Annotated in this window: 14 protein-coding genes and 1 pseudogene; 10 read left to right on the top strand and 5 right to left on the bottom strand. The window is 61.4% G+C overall.

The window, feature by feature from the left end:
* Positions 1–13 precede the first annotated feature (13 nt).
* The 3 genes from yiaY to CX511_RS11675 all read right to left on the bottom strand — a co-directional run bounded on the left by yiaY (position 14) and on the right by CX511_RS11675 (position 3,414).
* Positions 14–1,162 carry an L-threonine dehydrogenase gene (gene yiaY / locus CX511_RS11685; protein ID WP_045179804.1) on the bottom strand — a complete coding sequence of 383 codons (1,149 nt, stop codon included), beginning with the start codon at positions 1,160–1,162 and terminating at the stop codon, positions 14–16.
* Positions 1,163–1,244: 82 nt separating this feature from the next.
* Entirely contained in the window at positions 1,245–2,807 is a 1,563-nt protein-coding gene (ilvA, locus tag CX511_RS11680) for a threonine ammonia-lyase, biosynthetic (protein WP_082071274.1), read from the bottom strand.
* A gap of 178 nt (positions 2,808–2,985) precedes the next feature.
* A complete protein-coding gene (locus CX511_RS11675) occupies positions 2,986–3,414 on the bottom strand; it encodes a PACE efflux transporter (protein WP_045179802.1) in 429 nt (142 codons plus the stop codon).
* A gap of 97 nt (positions 3,415–3,511) precedes the next feature.
* Here CX511_RS11675 and CX511_RS11670 point away from each other — a divergent pair, with 97 nt between their 5' ends.
* From CX511_RS11670 to CX511_RS11645, 7 genes and pseudogenes are all read left to right on the top strand, one after another.
* A complete protein-coding gene (locus tag CX511_RS11670) occupies positions 3,512–4,393 on the top strand; it encodes a LysR substrate-binding domain-containing protein (RefSeq protein ID WP_045179800.1) in 882 nt (293 codons plus the stop codon).
* Between the two features lie 189 nt (positions 4,394–4,582).
* The gene (wecB, locus tag CX511_RS11665) at positions 4,583–5,737 is read left to right on the top strand and encodes a non-hydrolyzing UDP-N-acetylglucosamine 2-epimerase (protein WP_101293329.1); all 1,155 of its coding nucleotides are present in this window, start codon (positions 4,583–4,585) and stop codon (positions 5,735–5,737) included.
* Positions 5,734–7,908: a cyclic di-3',5'-guanylate-activated glycosyltransferase NfrB gene (gene nfrB / locus CX511_RS11660; RefSeq protein ID WP_101293330.1), complete on the top strand. Its 2,175-nt coding sequence runs from the start codon at positions 5,734–5,736 to the stop codon at positions 7,906–7,908. Before wecB ends, nfrB begins: the two co-directional genes overlap by 4 nt.
* Positions 7,905–10,880 (top strand): NfrA family protein, encoded by a 2,976-nt coding sequence (locus CX511_RS11655; protein ID WP_101293331.1) that lies wholly within the window; start codon positions 7,905–7,907, stop codon positions 10,878–10,880. The genes nfrB and CX511_RS11655 overlap by 4 nt, the downstream gene beginning before the upstream one ends.
* Positions 10,880–11,725, top strand: coding sequence for a DUF4434 family protein (locus tag CX511_RS11650; RefSeq protein ID WP_101293332.1), 846 nt, complete (start codon positions 10,880–10,882; stop codon positions 11,723–11,725). The genes CX511_RS11655 and CX511_RS11650 overlap by 1 nt, the downstream gene beginning before the upstream one ends.
* 37 nt (positions 11,726–11,762) lie before the next feature.
* Positions 11,763–11,897, top strand: coding sequence for a hypothetical protein (locus CX511_RS25435; protein ID WP_256205172.1), 135 nt, complete (start codon positions 11,763–11,765; stop codon positions 11,895–11,897).
* Positions 11,891–12,205, top strand: a pseudogene (locus tag CX511_RS11645) (GGDEF domain-containing protein); the annotation flags it as partial. The gene CX511_RS25435 and the pseudogene CX511_RS11645, both read left to right, overlap by 7 nt.
* Here CX511_RS11645 and CX511_RS11640 read toward each other — a convergent pair.
* Together CX511_RS11640 and CX511_RS11635 are read right to left on the bottom strand one after the other, a co-directional pair.
* On the bottom strand, positions 12,180–13,478 hold the full coding sequence (locus CX511_RS11640; protein ID WP_045179788.1) for an ATP-binding protein: 1,299 nt from the start codon (positions 13,476–13,478) through the stop codon (positions 12,180–12,182). The pseudogene CX511_RS11645 and the gene CX511_RS11640 overlap by 26 nt on opposite strands.
* Before the next feature lie 6 nt (positions 13,479–13,484).
* Positions 13,485–14,186, bottom strand: a complete 702-nt coding sequence (locus tag CX511_RS11635; RefSeq protein ID WP_045179787.1) for a response regulator — start codon at positions 14,184–14,186, stop codon at positions 13,485–13,487.
* A 211-nt stretch (positions 14,187–14,397) separates the two neighbouring features.
* On the opposite strand from CX511_RS11635, the gene CX511_RS11630 reads away from it, so the two are divergent.
* From CX511_RS11630 to mobA, 3 genes are all read left to right on the top strand, one after another.
* Positions 14,398–15,522, top strand: a complete 1,125-nt coding sequence (locus tag CX511_RS11630; RefSeq protein WP_373432746.1) for an efflux RND transporter periplasmic adaptor subunit — start codon at positions 14,398–14,400, stop codon at positions 15,520–15,522.
* An 11-nt stretch (positions 15,523–15,533) separates the two neighbouring features.
* On the top strand, positions 15,534–18,662 hold the full coding sequence (locus CX511_RS11625; RefSeq protein WP_101293333.1) for a multidrug efflux RND transporter permease subunit: 3,129 nt from the start codon (positions 15,534–15,536) through the stop codon (positions 18,660–18,662).
* Between the two features lie 61 nt (positions 18,663–18,723).
* Positions 18,724–19,296 (top strand): molybdenum cofactor guanylyltransferase MobA, encoded by a 573-nt coding sequence (mobA, locus tag CX511_RS11620; RefSeq protein WP_045179781.1) that lies wholly within the window; start codon positions 18,724–18,726, stop codon positions 19,294–19,296.
* The last annotated feature ends 75 nt before the right edge of the window (positions 19,297–19,371 follow it).

Genomic DNA, 19,371 nt, shown 5'->3' with positions numbered 1-19,371 from the left:
GACGCTCATTCAGTCAGAAAGCAGCCTTGAAAATCGCCTCAATCTCTTCCTGATTGGCTGGCCGCGGATTGGTCAAACCACACGCGTCCTTAAGCGCATTGCTGGCCAGCACCGGCACATCCACCGCTTTTGCCCCCAGTTCAGCCAACCCTGCCGGAATATCAATGTCCCGCGACAGCGTCTCAATCGCTGCAATCGCCGCATCGCTGCCCTGCTGCGCCGTCATGCCCGACACATCCACGCCCATGGCCCTGGCCACATCACGCAGGCGTGCCGCACTGACTTTGGCATTGAAGCGCTGCACATGCGGCAGCAGTACCGCGTTACACACACCATGCGGCAAGTCGTAAAAACCGCCTAACTGGTGAGCCATGGCATGCACATACCCCAGCGAAGCGTTGTTGAACGCCATACCCGCAAGGAACTGTGCGTAGGCCATGTTCTCTCGTGCCTGCAAATCACTGCCTTGGGCCACCGCCTGACGCAGGTTTTCGCTGATCAGCTCCATCGCCTTGATGGCGCAGGCATCGGTGATCGGTGTGGCAGCCGTCGACACGTAGGCTTCAATGGCGTGGGTCAGGGCATCCATGCCGGTGGCGGCGGTCAACCCTTTAGGCATCCCGGCCATCAACGCCGGGTCGTTGACCGACAGCAGCGGCGTGACGTTGCGGTCGACAATGGCCATTTTCACATGGCGCGCCTCGTCGGTGATGATGCAGAAACGGGTCATTTCACTGGCAGTGCCAGCGGTGGTGTTGATGGCAATCAACGGCAGTTGCGGCTTGGCCGAACGGTCAACGCCTTCATAATCACTGATTTTGCCGCCATTGGTGGCGCACAGGGCAATGCCCTTGGCGCAATCATGCGGCGAGCCACCGCCCAGGGAAATCACGCAATCGCAGCGCTCGCGCTGCAACTGCGCCAGGCCTTGTTCAACGTTGGCGATACTGGGGTTGGCTTTAGCCCCGTCAAATATCGACGAATCAATGTCGCGCATGGCCAGCTGTTCGGCAATACGCTCGGCGACACCGGCCTTGACTAGTCCGGTGTCAGTAACGATCAGTGCCTTGCGCAATCCATAGCCGGCAATGGCGGCCATCGCCTCGTCAAGGCAATCAATGCCCATGATGTTGACGGCAGGGATGAAGAACGTGCTGCTCATGGCGAAATCCTCATGCAATATTCCATTGCCTTGAGGATCCGCCTATAGGCCCTGCCGCGTGTTGATCTGGGGCAATGCTTACTCAGCCAAGGAACAGCCGATAGGCTGGATTATCGGTTTCATCCCAGTAGCGGTACCCCATGGCATCGAGCGCAGCAGGTAAACCGTCTTGTTCCTCAGGCGGTACCTCCAGCGCAGCGAACACCCGCGCTTCAGCTGCGCCATGGTTGCGGTAGTGGAACAAACTAATGTTCCAGCGCTTGCCCAGACGCTCAAGGAACCCCAGCAAGGCGCCCGGTCGCTCAGGAAACTCGAAGCGCAGTACGCGCTCATCGGCACCCGGCCCGGCATGCCCACCCACCGTGTGACGCACGTGCAACTTGGCCAGTTCATTGTCGGTCAGGTCGAGCACGTTGTAGCCCTGTGCACGCAGGCTGGCCAACAATTGGTCGCGCGGGTCGTGTTGCGGGTGGGTCTGCACGCCAACGAACAGACGGGCTTCCTTGTCAGGGTAATAGCGGTAATTGAACTCGGTGATCTGGCGCTTGCCCAGGGCCTGGCAAAAAGCACGGAAACTGCCGGGTTGCTCGGGGATGGTCACAGCGATGATCGCTTCGCGCTGCTCACCCAACTCGGCACGTTCGGCGACATGGCGCAGGCGATCGAAGTTGACGTTGGCCCCCGAGTCGATCGCCACCAGGGTCTGGCCACGGGCGTTCTCACGGGCAACGTACTTCTTGATCCCAGCTACCGCCAAGGCCCCGGACGGCTCAGTGATCGAGCGAGTATCGTCGTAAATATCCTTGATTGCCGCGCACAGCTCGTCATTGCTGACCGTGATGACCTCGTCGACAAAGTGTCGGCACACCTCGAAGCAATGGGCGCCGATTTGCGCCACCGCCACGCCCTCGGCAAAGCTGCCGACCTGTGGCAGGACCACCCGCTCTGCGGCCTGCATCGCGACCTGCAGGCAATTGGAATCCTGGGGTTCGACACCAATCACTTTCACCTCCGGGCGCAGGTACTTGACGTAGGCCGCGATGCCCGCGATCAAGCCACCGCCGCCAACCGGAACGAAGATCGCGTCCAGTGCACCGGGTTGTTGGCGCAGGATTTCCATGGCCACGGTGCCTTGACCGGCGATCACATCCGGGTCGTCAAAGGGCGGGACAAAGGTTGCGCCTTCGCTGTCGGCCAATTTCAGCGCATGGGCTAAGGCATGCGGAAAACTGTCACCGTGCAGCACCACTTCACCACCGCGCGAACGCACCCCGTTCACTTTCAATTCTGGGGTTGTGGTCGGCATGACGATCGTTGCGCGCATGCCCAGCTCCCGAGCGGCCAGTGCCACGCCTTGGGCATGGTTGCCGGCCGATGCGGTGATCACCCCACGCGCGCGCTGCGCCGGGCTCAGGCGGCTGAGCCGGTTATACGCGCCGCGAATCTTGAACGAGAACGTCGGTTGCAGGTCTTCACGCTTGAGCAGCACCTGATTGCCCAACGTTGCGGACAACGCTGGGGCTCGTTGCAGGGGCGTCTCGATGGCCAAGTCGTACACCGGAGCAGCAAGAATGCGCCGCACGTAATCGGACAGCAGATTCAGCGACGCGGACGGTGTGCGAGGGCTAACGGCAAGGCTGGTCATCAGTGACTCCTGGTTTTTTAAAGTGCCCAGGAGAGAGAGAAAGAACCCGCCTCCAGGGCGGGTTCGGTGCAAGTGTCAGCTAGCCCGCCAAAACGATAATGGCGGTAATAATGCTTGGCTGAGACAACTGCAGGAATGTGTTCATGCCAGCGAAACTAGCGCAGGCGTATAGGCGAAGTCAAGCAGGCTCGCGTGCTGACTCAGGCACATCGAATACCCGATCGAAGGCCCACTGGAAAACAAAGGCATAGACAAAGAAGAACAGGAACAACGCCAGGTTAGTCAACAACGCTGCCCACAGGCTGACCTGCATCCACACGGCCACCACGGGCAAAAGAATCACCACCAGCCCGCCTTCAAAGCCCAAGGCATGCAGAAATCGCCGCCACAGGGTTCGCCGACGTTGTTGCTGACGTGCTTCCCAGGACTCGAAGGCCCAGTTGTAAAACATGTTCCAGGACAGCGCCACCGCCGAGAGGATCAACGACAGAACGGTGGAGTGAGCCATGCCAGCGTCGAAGGCCCACGACAGCGCCGGTGCGACACAGAGCACCGCAATAATTTCATAGAGAATGGCCTGGACCACTTTGCGCGCCTTGCCTTGCATGACCGGCTCCGGTTGTAGAATGAGCCCTCACCCTAGCGTCATTGAGAGAGCGCTTCAATTGAGCTAGATTGAGCCTCCCTCAATCTGGTTGAAGGTCATGTTCGCCAAGCTGCCGCTGACCGCCTTGCGCGCCTTTGAGTCCGCCGCCCGTCTGGGCAGTTTCAAGGCTGCGGCCGATGAGATGGTCGTGACCGCAGCAGCCATCTCTTACCAGATCAAGCGCCTGGAAAGTGACCTGGGCCTGCTGTTGTTCCAGCGCAGTGCCCAGCGCGTAACGCTGACGCCAGCGGGCGAGCAGCTGTACCGGCAGGTCCATCATGGCCTGGCCGGTTTGCACCAGGCACTGGCTGCGCTGCGCCCCGCCTGCGACCAGCAACAAATAACCCTGACGACCACCGCCGCGTTCGCCAGCCTCTGGCTGATTCCGCGACTGGGTGATTTCCATCGTCGCCACAGCGACATTCAGGTACGGGTGCAAACTGGCAACGAGGTGCTCGACCTGCACCGCGACCACAGCCTGGACCTGGCGCTGCGGGCTGAATTCAATACCGACCCGACGCTGTATCGGCTACCGCTGCTGACGGAGTACTTCGCCGTCTACACCCCGCCTGGTTGGCAAGAGCCACCTGCCGACCAACCGCTGGTATTGATCGAAGCCCCTTGGGTTTCAGCCAGCGGCGCCGCCATCAACTGGGGCCGTTGGTGCAAGCTGGCGGACAAACCGCAGTGGTTGCAACGGGCACGTACTCATCACTACGACGACGAACACCATGCCTTGCAGGCGGCCATCGCCGGGCATGGCTTGGTATTGGCGAGCAATGTGCTAGTGGCCGACAGTTTGCGTCTCGGGTTGCTGCAGCCCTGGCGCGAAGACATTCGCTTGCCGGCTGCCCAGTACAACGCAGTGTGCGTACCGGGGCAGGAACGGCGGCCGGTGGTACGGATGTTTTTGGATTGGTTGCGCAAGCAGATCGACTGATTTGTGAGAACTGGCATCGCCAGCAAGACAGGTTCCCACTCCGACACAAACCGCTCTAGCCCCATTCCCTTGACGTCATAAAACCGTACTGACATTGGACAAGCCTTATTTCTGCTGCTTGTATCTAACTCCTACAAGAGCAATAGACCGTACAACTTCGTGGATCAGGACGAAACCAGGAGCAGGGCAATGGCGTACACAGTCATGATGGTGTTTGGCACGCGCCCCGAAGCAATCAAAATGGCGCCACTGGCCCGCGTGCTGCGCGAGTGGCCGGACCTGGATCTGAACATCTGCTCCACCGGCCAGCACCGGGAAATGCTTCAGCAAGTGCTCAAGGATTTTGGCCTGAGTGTCGATGAAGACCTGCAGGTCATGACCCAGAACCAAACCCTCAACGGCCTGTCGCAACAGCTGCTCGGGCAACTGGATGCCACCTATGAGCGCATCAAGCCCGATATTGTCCTGGTCCACGGCGACACCACCACCAGCTTCATCGCCGCCCTCGCCGCCTTCTACCGGCAGATCCCAATCGGCCATGTCGAGGCCGGTCTGCGCACCGGCAACCTCAAGGCGCCTTGGCCAGAGGAGGCCAATCGGCGCCTGACCGGTGTGATTGCCGACCTGCACTTTGCCCCGACCACCAAGTCCCGCGACAACCTGCTGCGCGAAGGAGTAGTGCTGGAGCATATTGAGGTCACCGGCAACACCGTCATCGATGCCTTGTTATGGATGCGTGAGCACCTGAACAAAAGCCAATGGAAACCAGCGCCCGATTCGCCCTTGGCGCAACTGCGCGAAGACCAGCGCATGGTGCTCATCACCGGTCACCGAAGGGAAAACTTCGGCCAGGGCTTTGAACGGATCTGCCTGGCTCTGGCTGAATTGGCCCTACGTTACCCCGACGTACAGTTCGTTTACCCGGTACACCTCAACCCGCAAGTGCAAAAAGCGGTGTACGGGGTACTCTCGCACCAGTCAAACATTCTCCTGGTGGCGCCGCAGGACTATCAACATTTTGTCTGGCTGATGGACCGTGCGTACCTGATCCTCACCGACTCCGGCGGGGTACAGGAAGAAGCCCCAGCACTGGGTAAACCCTTGCTGGTGCTGCGTAAGGTCACCGAGCGCCCTTCGGTGCTCGAAGGCGGCACGGTGAAGCTGGTCGGCACCCTGACTGAACGGATCGTCAAGGAAACCAGCGTGCTGCTGGACGACCCCGCCGCATACAAACAGATGAGCCGGGTGTTCACCCCCTATGGTGATGGTCATGCCAGCGAGCGCATCGCTGAACGTTTGAGCCGCTGGCTCGAGGAAACTGCCAGCGAGCGCGATGCCTCATGAGCCTGGCCGTTGTCGACGTCCTCACCTATGTATTGTTCGGCCTCAAGCTCCTGGCGATCACCCTGGCGCTGCTCATGTTCCTGCTGGGGCTGGACGACCTGTTCATCGACCTGGTGTATTGGGGGCGCAGGCTGATCCGTCGTTTGCGCATTTACGACAAGTTCGAAAAGGCCGATGAAAAGCGCTTGTTCGAAGCGCCGGAAAAACCACTGGCAATCATGGTCCCGGCCTGGAACGAAGTCGGCGTGGTAGGCGAGATGGCACGCCTGGCCGCCTCGACCATCGATTATGAAAATTACCAGATCTTCGTCGGCACCTACCCCAACGACCCGCAAACCCAGGCCGATGTCGATGCGGTGTGCCTGCACTACCCCAATGTGCATAAGGTGGTCTGCGCCCGCCCCGGCCCAACCAGCAAAGCCGACTGCCTGAACAATATCATCGACGCCCTTCTGCGTTTTCAGAGCGAGGCGAAGATCGAGTTCGCCGGTTTCATCCTGCATGACGCCGAGGATGTCATCTCGCCGATGGAGCTGCGCCTGTACAACTACCTGCTGCCCAACAAGGACATGATCCAGATCCCGGTATACCCCTTCGCGCCGGAGTGGAAAGGGTTCACTGCCGGTCACTACGTCGACGAGTTCGCTGAAAACCATGGCAAGGATGTCATCGTGCGTGAAGCGCTGACCGGCCAGGTACCCAGCGCCGGGGTTGGCACCTGCTTCAGCCGTCGGGCGATCAGCGCCTTGCTCGAGGACGGTGACGGCATCGCCTTTGACGTGCAGAGCCTGACCGAAGACTACGACATCGGCTTTCGCCTCAAGCAAAAGGGTATGAAGTGCATCTTCGCCCGCTATTCCATCACCGACCCGCATCTGGCACTCAAGCGCGACTGGCGCCTGGGCATGAGTCGCGAATTCGCCCAGGTCATCTGCGTGCGTGAGCACTTCCCGCGGGACTGGCAGCATGCGATTCGGCAGAAATCGCGCTGGATTGTCGGCATCGTCTTCCAGGGTACGAAAAACCTCGGTTGGAGCCGCAAAGGTGCACTCAACTATTTCCTCTGGCGCGACCGCCGTGGCTTGTTCGCTTACCTGCTGAGCTTTCTGGTCAATTTTTTGCTGCTGGTGTTGCTGGCCATGTGGCTGGTAGGCCTGCTGGCGCCCAATACCTGGAAATTCCAATCGATCCTGGCCGACAGCCAGATGCTTACCACACTGCTTTGGCTCAATGGCCTGATGCTGATCAACCGTCTGTTCCAGCGCGGCTTTTTCGTCACCCGCTACTACGGCATTGTCGAGGGGCTGCTGTCGGCACCGCGGATGATGTGGAGCAACTTCGTCAATTTCTTCGCCAACGTGCGAGCCCTGCGCCAGGTCATGGAAATGGGCGACTCGCGTCGCGTGGCCTGGGACAAGACTACCCACGAGTTCCCTGCCCTGACCGCGCCCATGCGTACCCCGTTGGGCCAACGCCTAGTCGACAAAGGCCTGATCAGCGAAGCGCAGTTACACCAGGCGATCACTAACCCGTTGCGCCGACGCCTTGGCCGCGAACTGCTGCTACAAGGCTGGCTCACCAGCGAGCAACTGGTCCAGGCCCTGAGCGAACAGCTGGATCTACCATGGGCCCCGCTTAACCCGTTCAAGCTCGACCCACAATTGATCGCGAAAGTACCGCGCCGACTGGCCGTGCATTACGGTGTGTTGCCCGTCGCCGAAGAAGGCGAGACGCTGGTGCTGGCCAGTGAAACACCCGTCAGCCAGGTGTCTCTGGGCGTCATCAGCCGCCAACTCAAGCGCCCGGTGAGGTACCGCCTGGCACCTCAGGGACGGGTAACCCTCGGGCTGCGCTACCACTACCCCAGCCCTTGGCAAAAAGAGGAAACCCGGCAGATGCTTGCGGTGTTAGAACGACATCAGGATGATGCCACCCTGCTTGAACGAGTCAGCTGCCACCAGATCATGCTCGGCACCTTGCTGCAAGTACGCGGCATGGTCCCTGCCACCCTGTTCAACCAAGCGCTGATTGATTTCAACCCCGAACACATGTCCCTGGGTGAGCACTTGATTGCCCGCGGCATCATCACCGAAGAGGTGCTACAGGCCGCCCTGGCCGAGCAGGTTCAAGAACAGCAAGCAGCCTATGACCTGACCCGGGAGGTGGCATGAGTCTGCGTCCACCGTTGAAGTTCGCCAGCCTGCTGTTTTCGTTCTATGCCCTCAGCAGCCTGGCTGCACCGCTCAGTGATTTCGAACGTTTCCGCAGTTACCCCTATATGGAGCGCAGCTACCGCGAGGCCAAGCAGAACAATTGGGCAGAAGTGGAACGCCTGACTCGCCATTTGTTGCAACGCGTCCCCAACAACGACGAAGCCCGCGCATTGCTGATTCAGGCGCTGCTCCACCAACGCCGCTACCGCGATGCCGAGACAATGGCCGAACAGGCCAGCGCGACCGATGCCGACGCCCTGTTGGAGCTGCGCCTGGCCTGGATCGAACAGGACCCACCCGGCACGAGCCAGGTCGAAAGCTGGATTGCCAACAGCCCCCTGAACCAACGCATCCGCCTGTGGCAGGCCTACAGCCTGAGCCTAGCCAAGTTCGGCGGTGCAGCCCGGGCCCTGGACTGGCTCAACCACCTGCAGCCCAAAGGCGATGACAACATTCTGCGTCTGGCACGGGCAAACTGGGCCGAGCAGTTGCACGACTGGAGCCAGACCATCGATGCCTTGGCCCCCCTGGCGACCCGCGGTCAACTACAGGCCAAGGACTGGCAACGCCTGGCCAATGCTTATGTACAGCGACTGGACGAAGCGCCACTGCAGCAACTGCTGAAAACCGCGCCGTCGGCCGATATCGCCCGCCAGACCCGCCTGGCCATGGCCAATCGAGCCATCGCCATGGACCACGATCAGCTCGCCCAACGCTGGCTACAGTCGTTGCCCGACGCCGATCTGCAACATCCAGAGCAACGCCAACAGTTGTGGGAACTGGCCCGCCAAGGCAATGACAGCGGCCTGGTGCAGCGCTTGAGCAATGAACTCAAGCGGCCCTGCCTGGAGACCGCCGAATGGCTATCCCGGCATGACCCTGACCTTGCCCGCCAACAGGTGGGCCAGTGCCGAGCCGAGGAGGATCCGAAGACCTGGCTGGTGCTTAACCAACGCTTGCACGGAGCAGGTGGTGGTACCCGCTCGGCGCAGTTGTGGGAGCAGCTGTATCGCCAGAACGGTGACCTGGCCGCACTGGAGCAAGCCACCTTCCTGCAACTCAAAGAAGGCCGCCACACCCACGTTCGGCAACTACTCGAACACGCTTACGACCGCCACCAGGGCCGCTTGCCAGCGTCTTTGCTGCAGCGCCTGGCGAGTCTTTACAGCCACGCTGACGCGCCACTGGACGTTCGCCGCATGAGCGGCCTGGTCCCTCGGGTCGACCCGGCGACGCGTGCACTGCTGCTCGCGCGCCTGGCTGAGAGCGGCGAGTGCGCGGCCGTGCGCCAGATCATTCCCGCCAGCCCCAACGAAGTTGGTCAGCTACGTGCATTGGGCCGTTGCGCCATGCCAGAGCGCCCGGGCGAAGCCGTGGTCTATTACCAGGCGGCTGAACGCTTGGGCGACAGTGGCAGCCGCCTGCCTCTGGCCTACGCCTTGGAAGCGGCGGGCGACTCACATGCAGCGCAACTGATCTGGAACAGCCTCAACGACAGCCAGTGGACGGATAACGCTCGCCTCACCGCTGCCCGCAGTGCCCTTAATGCCAACGACCCAGATCGTGCCAGGCTGCATTGGAGCAAGATCGCCCACCGCAGCGCCGATGACTTTGCCTTGGGCGCCGCGATTGCCCAGCGCCAGGGCGACACCGCAGCGGCCATGGACTATCAGCGCCAAGCGCTGGCGCATCAGCCGAAGGCTGAGCATTACTACGCGGCCTCGGTCACTGCACAACAGGCCGGCGAACTTGAGCAGAGCAATGCCTGGCTGGCCGACGCCGTGCGCCTCGATCCGCACAACCCGCGCTACCGTGCCGATTACGGCATGCGCCTGGCCGGCGACAAGGATCCGGCAGTGCGTCGCCAGTCGATCCCGCCTCTGCAGCAATCGACCCGCGACTTCCCCGAGGACTACCGCCTGGGCGAAACCCTGGCACTGCGTTATATCGAGGTTGAGGACAGCGCTTCAGCCCGTAAGGAGCTGCGCCGGGTCATCGATGTCGAACAGGACCGGGTTGACGAAGACGACGAGTTCGGCAGCCTCGAGGCGCGCAAGTACCGCCAGCGCCGCGCTCACGAAAGCTTGTCACGACGTGACAGCATCACCTTGGCCAGCACGTGGTCGCCCGCCGGTATCTCAACCAACGACACCTTTCGCGATAGCCGAGAAGAGCGACGGGCTGCTTCGCAAAACGTGCAATTGGCGATGTGGGACCACGCCCTGGGTGAAGAACCCAGCCGTAATGGCAGCACCTTGTCGGTGTATGGCCGGGTCCTGTTCGGCGGCCAAAGCCGCACCGACTATGCCCAGAGCATGGGCACCGGGGTTGGCCTGCGTTACAAACCCTTGGGCCAGGCCAACCTCAACCTGTATGCCGAGCTCTATCATCAACGCCAGATCGACGATGACCACTACAGTGGCCTGAGCCTGGGCGAGCTGCTGAGCCCGAGCAAGGTCAGCGACAACTGGGGCGACCTGCGTGGCAATGCCGAGTCGAGCAACGACCTGCTGTTGCGCGCCACCTCCTCGTTCCTCGACCAGGACAAGTGGCGCAATGACTGGCGTATTGACGAAGACCAATGGGACGAGCGTTTTCTGTACCTCGACGCCGCCTGGTGGACCCGTGCCGGTGACCACCAATGGCTGTCACGCTACCAGCAAGGCCACACCTGGAAGCTGGCTAGCGACGCGCCACAGACCTTGATGCCCTACGGCTTTCTCGAGTTCTCCAGCCAAGACCCGAACAACGACTGGCGCCAGGACCTGCGCACCGGTGTCGGCCTGCGTTGGCAGTGGTGGTTCGACGACGACCGCTACAACGCCTATCGCGGCTCACTCCAGGTACGCGCCGAATATCAGCAATCGCTGGGCGGCAATCTGTATGAGCGGGCCGACGGCATGCTGCTCGGCGTGGAGATGAACTTTTGATGCGCAAATTCGTAACCGGGCTAATGCTTGCGCTATGCCTGTCAGCCAACGCCGACGAACAGCTCTTCTATCAACCGCTCAACCGTGACGCGCAGCTCAGTCAGGCACAGTGGCAAGCGCTGTGGAAAGCGACGGCGGCGCAGGGTGGCAAGACGCTGATCGTACAGTGGACGGCGTATGGCGACAGCACCTTTGGCGGCGCCGAAGGCTGGCTTGCCAACAGCCTGCGCGCAGCCCATGACCAAGGCCTGCAACTGGTCCTGGGGTTGTACATGGACCCCGCTTACTACCAACGCATCGACGAGCTCGACAGCGCCGGCCTGAGCGCTTACTGGCAATTGCAACTGGGTCGTTCGCTGGCTCAGCAACGCCTGCTGCGTCAACACTGGAAACTGCCCGTGGCCGGCTGGTACCTGCCGATGGAGCTGGACGACCTGCACTTCAAGGATGCACAACGGCGCCAGGCGCTGTTCAACCAACTGCAGGCCTTCAATCACCGCCTTGATGCGCCGCTGCACATCAGTACCTTCAGCGCCGGTCATCTCAGTCCAGCAGTCAATGCCACCTGGCTGCAGCAACTGGCCGGTTTGAACCTGCAGGTTTGGTGGCAGGATGGCGCCGGTACCGGGCGTCTGGCGCCGCTGGTACGCCAGCAGTACCTGGCTGCCCTGCCCTGTTCCATTGGCGTCGTGCGCGAAGCCTTTCACCAGACCAGTCAGAGCGGCCAGCCCTTCAAGGCCGTCGCTGCCAACCCGCAAAGCGGTGCGGGTTGTCACCCAAGCGCGGTGTTCTCGTTGCGCTACCGGCCCTGGGCCAAGGGTCTGCTGACCTTGAATGGCAACTGAGGCACATTACTGTCTTCATCGCATTCGTAAGGCCACCATGTACAAAACCATCGAACAACAGGTGCGCAAGCACGATGCACCGCCGACCTTGCGTCGGGAGTTTCGCCAACATGATTTCGAAAGCCTGCACTCGTTTTGCCTGCTGATCTTCTGCATCAGCATGGGTACCTAGCGATGATCGATATCGATAATTTCAAGAAGGTCAACGATCAATTCGCCCATGATATTGGCGATGAGGTGCTCAAACGTACGGCGGACAACATCAAAGCATCGGTGAGTGAGTTCGAGTTTGCGCGGCTGGGTGGCGAATAGTTTGTCATCTACCTCTGGGGCGTGAGCCAGGCCGATGCTGAGCAGCGCGTTGAGGCGTTGTGCAGGCGGGTGCGTGAAGATGCCACCGAGCACCCGGTGACCATCAGCATCAAAGCAAGCCAGTTAACCCTGCACAGCCTGCTCACCCACGCGGCAAGCGAATCCTGAACTGCGCCCCGCCCAACGCCGACTGACTCACAGTCAACGTCCCGCCCTGCCCCTCAATCGCCCGCCGGCTGATCGCCAGGCCCAAACCAAACCCGCCGGTGGCGCGGTCGCGGCTACGGTCGAGGCGATAGAACGGCTGGAAGATCAGTTCGCGCTGATCGTGGGGAATCCCGATGCCGTCATCTTCAACAGTCAGCAGGCAGTGACCTTCGGCATCCAGGCTCAGGCGCAGCAACAGGTGCCGGTCACAGTAGCGCATGGCGTTACGCACCAGGTTCTGCAGGGCACGAGCGGTCAGACGTGGATCAAGGATAAAGCGTGGCAGATTGGCGTCGGCACGCACCTGCCACTCGATGCCGCGGCCATCAAGCTCTTCGGCAAAGCTGCCAAGGATACTGTCGACCAGCTCCAGCAACGACACTTCGACCCGTTCACGGGCCTGATCGGCGTTTTGCAAGCGGCTATAGGACAGCAGTTCGAGCACCAGTTCGTCCAGCTCGCGCACGTGCCCGACCAGTTCCAGCAGGCGTTTGCGGCAATGGGGCGGAACTTCGTCGAACAACAGCACCAAACCAAAATCAAGCCGGGTCAGTGGCGTGCGTAGCTCATGTGAGACGGCATTGAGCAATTCCCGTTGCTGAGTCAGCAAACGCTCGACGTCCTGGGCCATGGTGTCGAACACCTGGGCCAGTTCACCGATGTTCGAGCGCGCCGGGATCTGCGTGCGCTCCGACAACTGTCCACGGCCCAGGCTGCGGGCGGTTTCCTTGAGTCGCTCAAGATCACGCCAGTGCGGCCAGACCCACAGCAGCAAGCAGCCCAGCAAGGCCGCAACGATCAAGACCGTCACCCCCCAGGACAGCAGGTTGATGTCCAGCGGGTCTGGTGGATTGCGCAGCTCCACGGCCCAGGTCGCGTCCAACGGCGCCAGGGCCGAGTTGTAATAGCCCCAATCCCCCAGGCGTACGACGTTCTCGCCAGCAGCCAGGCGCGCCCGGTCAGCGTATGACAAACCGATCTGATCCTGGCGTCGCAACTCAATTTGCAGTGGGGCGAAATCCGCCGCCAGTTCGCGTGCTACGTCTGGCCAGCGCTCAGCCGGCACCTGATGAAAGCGCTCGACCAGCAGCGTCTGCACACCTTTGGCCTGGTTGAGGTTGTAGGCGATGAAGCGCTCATGGAACGCACCGACAATGGCGTCGGGAATCAGCAGCAAAGCACCGGCATAGGCGGCGATGATCACCAGGTACAGACGGATCAGGATCTTCAGCATGCCCGATCAGAACTCCCACTCGACACGGCTGAACAAGTAACCCTTGCCCCATACCGTCTTGATCTTGCGTGCTTCGCCAGCGCTGTCATCGAACTTGCGGCGCAGCTTGGATATGGCCACGTCCACCGAGCGGTCGGTGCCGTTGAACTCGATACCGCGCAACTGTTGCAGAATACGGTCGCGACTGAGCACTACGCCGGCATTACGCGCCAGCACCACCAATAGGTTGTATTCACCGCTGGACAGCTCCACCCACTGCTCGCGCCAGAACACATTGCGTTCGGCAAGGTCAATGCGCAGGCCACCCACGACAATCAGATCGGACTCAAGCCGCGGCTCATTGATACTGCTGCGACGCAACAAGGTCCGCACCCGGGCCAACAGCACCCGGGGTTCGCACGGCTTGGTGACATAGTCATCGGCGCCCATCTCCAGCCCCAATACCTGGTCGTGACTGTCGTCGCGCGCGGTCAACATGAGGATCGGCAAGGACTGCGACTCGGCGCGCAACAAACGGCAGACTTGCAGGCCATCAAGGCCTGGCAGCATCAGGTCGAGAATCACCAGGTCCGGTTTGTTGCGCCGGGCCTCGGCCAACACGTGGTCACCACGGGCAATCACACTGACGCAGAAATCATTGCGTTGCAGGTAGCTGGCAATCAGTTCGGACAGGGCGCAGTCGTCTTCGACCAGAAGGATGTTGGGCATGGGTAATTTGACAGGCTGGAAAAGTCAGGCAAGGATATAGGACCTTAAGCGCGGCCAGCGCAACCCTTCACACTTTTTCACACTCGGCCTACACAGCTTAACAGTTGGACGTTGGCCTCCTGCCTTAGCATTGCCGGGTCATTTATGGAAGATCCGCATGTTCAGTTCAAGTCCCGTCCGTCTGCGCGCGCTAGTGCCACTGTTTGTCGCTATGTTGGCGTTGAGCGCCTGCGATGACAGCGCCGTCGATGAAGAAAAAGCGCCGCCCAGCAGCGTCCGTATCGAAACCGTAACCGTCCAGCCGCTGGCCATCAGCACTGAGCTCAATGGCCGCATTCTCGCCCCGCGAACTGCCGAAGTCCGTGCCCGCGTGGCCGGGGTCGTGCTCAAGCGGGTGTACCGTGAAGGCAGCGATGTCAAACAGGGCGATGTCCTGTTCAAAATCGACCCGGCTCCGTTCCAGGCCGACTATGACAGCGCCCGCGCCACCCTGGCCAAGGCCGAGGCCAATCGCTATCAGGCACGCCTGCAGGATGAGCGCTATCGCGAACTGATCACCATCAACGCGGTTAGCCGCCAGGACCACGACAACGCCCGCGCCGCACTGATGCAGGCCGATGCGGCCGTAGCCGAAGCCAAGGCTGCGCTGGAGCGTACACGCTTGAACCTGGGCTATGCGACGGTCACCGCGCCAATTTCCGGGCGCATCGGGCGCGCGCTGGTAACCGAAGGTGCACTGGTGGGGCAGAACGAAAGCACGCCACTGGCAACCATCCAACAACTGGACCCGATCCACGCCGACGTCACCCAGTCGACCCGTGAGCTCAACACCCTGCGCCGCGCCCTGCGTGCCGGCGAGTTGCAGCAAGTGGGTCAGGACCAGGCCAGCGCCACCCTGATCCAGGATGACGGCACGCCGTATCCGCTGCCGGGCAAACTGTTGTTCTCCGACATCAGTGTCGACCCCAGCACCGGGCAGATCACCTTGCGCAGCGAATTCCCCAACCCGGACCTGGACCTGCTGCCCGGCAGCTTCATTCGTGTGCGCCTGGAGCAAGCGATCAAGCAGCAAGGCATCAGCGTGCCGCAGCGCGCCATCCTGCGCGACAGCGCCGGTCAACCCCGCGTCTTGCTGGTGGACGCCGAACAGCGCGTTCACGAACGCCCTGTCGTACTGGGCAGCGTGCAGAACAATCGCTGGATTGTCAGCCAAGGCTTGGCGCCTGGCGACCAGGTCGTGGTTGAAGGCCTGCAGCACGTGCGCCCCGGTGATCAGGTCAAGATTGACCGCCCCGGCAAAGATGCGCCTGCCATCGTTCAGACCACCGGCCAGTGAGGGCCTGATTCATGCCGCAGTTTTTTATTGATCGCCCGGTTTTCGCCTGGGTGGTCGCGCTGTTCATCCTGCTGGCCGGTGCCTTGGCGATCCCGCAGTTGCCAGTCGCCCAGTACCCGGACGTCGCGCCCCCCCAGGTCGAGATCTATGCCGTTTATCCCGGGGCCTCAGCACAGACCGTCGACGAAAGCGTGGTCAGCCTGATTGAAGAAGAGCTCAACGGTGCTGACAACCTGCTCTACTTCAGCTCGCAGAGCAGCCTGGGCAGCGCCACCATTACCGCCACCTTCGAGCCAGGTACCAACCCGGACCTGGCCCAAGTCGACGTACAGAACCGCCTGAAAGTGGTCGAGTCACGGTTGCCGCGGCCCGTCACCCAGCAAGGCCTGCAGGTTGAGAAACTCTCCACCGGCTTTCTCTTGATGGTTACCCTCACCGCGGAGGATGGCACGCTGGATGAGGTGACCCTGAGCGACTTCCTGGCGCGCAACGTCATGAACGAGATCCGCCGCCTCAAGGGTGTCGGCAAAGCGCAGCTGTATGGCTCTGAACGGGCTATGCGCATCTGGCTTGATCCGCAGAAGCTGATCGGCTTCAACCTCACCCCCGACGACGTCAATGAGGCAATCTCCGCTCAGAACGCCCAAGTCGCCCCAGGCAGCATCGGCGACCTGCCTGGGCCCGGCAGCCAGGAAATCACCGCCAACGTGGTGATCAAGGGTCAGCTGAGCAGCGTGCAAGAGTTTTCCGACATCGTCTTGCGCGCCAATCCGGACGGTTCGCGGGTGACCATCGGTGATGTTGCCCGGGTCGAGATCGGCAGCGAGGAGTACCAGTACGGCACCCGCCTCAACGGCAAACCGACCAGCGCCTTCAGCGTGCAGCTGTCACCCGGCGCCAATGCCATGGAAACCGCCACCCTGGTCCGCGCCAAACTGCAGGAACTGTCGCGCTACCTGCCGCCAGGGGCGAAGTTCGACATTCCCTACGACACCTCGCCGTTCGTCAAAGTCTCGATCCAGCAGGTAATCACCACCCTGCTTGAAGCCATGGCTCTGGTGTTCGCGGTGATGTTCCTGTTCCTGCAGAACATCCGCTATACCCTGATACCGACCCTGGTAGTGCCGGTAGCGCTGGCCGGCACTTTTGCGGTGATGTTTGCGTTGGGCTTTTCGGTCAACGTCCTGACCCTGTTTGGCATGGTGCTGGCTATCGGCATCCTGGTCGACGACGCCATTGTCGTGGTCGAGAACGTCGAGCGGATCATGAGCGAGGAAGGCCTGTCGCCGCGCGACGCAACGAAAAAGGCCATGGGCCAGATCACCGGCGCGATCATTGGCATTACCCTGGTTCTGGTGGCGGTGTTCCTGCCCATGGCCTTCATGAAAGGCTCGGTGGGGGTGATCTACCAACAGTTTTCGGTGGCCATGGCAGTGTCAATTCTGTTCTCGGCGTTCCTCGCCTTGAGCCTGACGCCAGCCCTGTGCGCGACGTTGCTCAAGCCGATTGCCAAGGGCGAGCACCACGAAAAACGCGGGTTTTTCGGCTGGTTCAACCGTTGTTTTGAGCGCATGACCAATGGCTACCAGCGTTGGGTGATTCAGGCACTCAAACGCAGCACACGCTACCTGATGGTCTATCTGCTGCTGGTTGGCGGTTTGGTGTACGGCTTCAGCCAACTGCCCTCCTCGTTCCTGCCGACTGAGGATCAGGGCTACACCATCACCGATATCCAGTTGCCGCCAGGCGCCAGCCGCGCCCGCACCGAACAGGTGGCAGCGCAAATCGAAGCGCACAACAGCACCGAGCCTGGCGTGGGCAATACCACCCTGATTCTGGGTTTCAGCTTCTCCGGTAACGGCCAGAACGCGGCGCTGGCTTTCACCACGCTCAAGGACTGGTCCGAGCGCGGCGCCGAGGACAGCGCACAATCGATCGCCGACCGCGCCACCATCGCCTTTACCCAGCTCAAGGACGCCATTGCCTATTCCGTACTGCCACCGCCGGTGGACGGTTTGGGCACCTCCAGCGGTTTTGAGTTCCGTCTGCAGGATCGCGGCGGCATGGGCCATGTGGCACTGATGGCCGCGCGGGACCAGTTGCTGGCCGATGCCGAGAAAAGCCCGGTACTGGTCAACGTGCGCGAAAGCGCTCTGGCCGAGAGCCCGCAGGTGCAATTAGAGGTTGATCGCAAGCAGGCTAACGCTTTGGGCGTATCGTTTGCCGACATCGGCAATGTGCTGAACACGGCGGTCGGCTCCAACTATGTCAACGACTTCCCCAACCTGGGGCGCATGCAACGTGTGGTCGTGCAGGCTGAAGGCGACCAACGCGCTCAAGTTGACGACCTGTTGAAGATTCACGTGCGCAACAGCAGCGGCAAGATGGTCCCGCTGTCTGCCTTCGTGCAGGCCAAATGGGTCAGTGGCCCGGTGCAATTGACCCGTTACAACGGCTACCCGGCTGTTGCTGTGTCGGGCGAACCGGCGCCGGGCTACAGTTCGGGTCAGGCGATGGAGGAGATCCAGCGCCTGGTCGATCAGTTGCCCGTGGGGATGGGGCTGGAATGGACGGGCCTGTCGCTGCAGGAGCGGCTCTCAGGCTCACAGGCACCGATGCTGATGGCGCTGTCGTTGCTGGTGGTGTTCTTGTGCCTGGCGGCGCTGTATGAAAGCTGGTCGATACCCACTTCGGTGCTGCTGGTGGTGCCGCTGGGTGTACTGGGAGCGGTGATTGCCGTGAGCTTGCGCGGTATGCCCAACGATGTGTTCTTCAAGGTCGGCTTGATCACCCTGATCGGCCTGTCGGCGAAAAACGCAATTCTGATCATCGAGTTTGCCAAGAGCCTGGTCGATGAAGGCCATGACCTGGTCGAGGCGACGGTGCAGGCCGCGCGCTTGCGCTTGCGTCCAATTGTCATGACGTCGCTGGCGTTTATCCTCGGTGTGGTGCCGCTGGCCATTGCCAGTGGTGCCAGTTCGGCCAGCCAACAGGCGATCGGTACTGGGGTGATCGGCGGCATGCTCAGTGCCACCTTGGCGGTGGTCTTCGTGCCGGTATTCTTTGTTGTGGTCATGCGCCTGACCGGCAAGCGTCGGGCTCAAACCGACAAGCCCCAGGCGGCGACTGAACAGCACTGATCTGGACAGACGGCGGCGTGCGTGGGAAGGTGAACAGCTGCCATAGCCTGGAACCTGACTAATGCCCGCCGCCCGCCCCTCCTGTTCCATACTTCTGCTCGCGGGTGGCCGCGGCCAGCGTATGGGCGGCCAGGACAAAGGCCTGCTGGCCTGGAATGGCAAACCACTGATTGCCCATGTGCAGGCAGTGGTACGCCCCTTGACCGATGACCTGATTATCTCCTGCAACCGCAACCAGGCGCAGTACCGGCCTTACGCCGATCAATTGGTGGGTGATGCTGAAGGTGACTTTCCCGGGCCGCTGGCCGGGGTACTGGCGGGGCTTGCAGTGGCTCGACACCCCTGGATGCTGGTGCTGGCCTGCGATGCGCCATTGATCGACACCGCGCTGATTACCGATCTATTGAGTCAAGCCAACGATCAGGGCCACGCGGCGATGATCCGCCAGGGCGGCTTCTGGCAGCCGATGTTCAGCCTGATTCCCTGCGCCTTGCGTGACGATCTAGAGCAGGCCTGGCAACAGGGTGATCGAGGCATTCAACGGGCGTTGCTCAAGCACCCGGTGCGGGCGCTGGAGTACCCTGAGGATGACCGGCGGTTGAGCAACTTCAACACCCCGGAATTTCTTCAATAGTCACACACGCCTTACCTGTAGCCGCTGCCGCCAGGCTGCGATCGGGCGCGTAGCGGCCGTAATTCAGAGCCATCA

The organism is Pseudomonas sp. S06B 330 (genome assembly GCF_002845275.2).
Lineage (GTDB): Bacteria > Pseudomonadota > Gammaproteobacteria > Pseudomonadales > Pseudomonadaceae > Aquipseudomonas.
The sequence above is the reverse complement of the archived record's forward strand: the minus strand, read 5'-3'. Positions and strand labels throughout refer to the sequence as shown.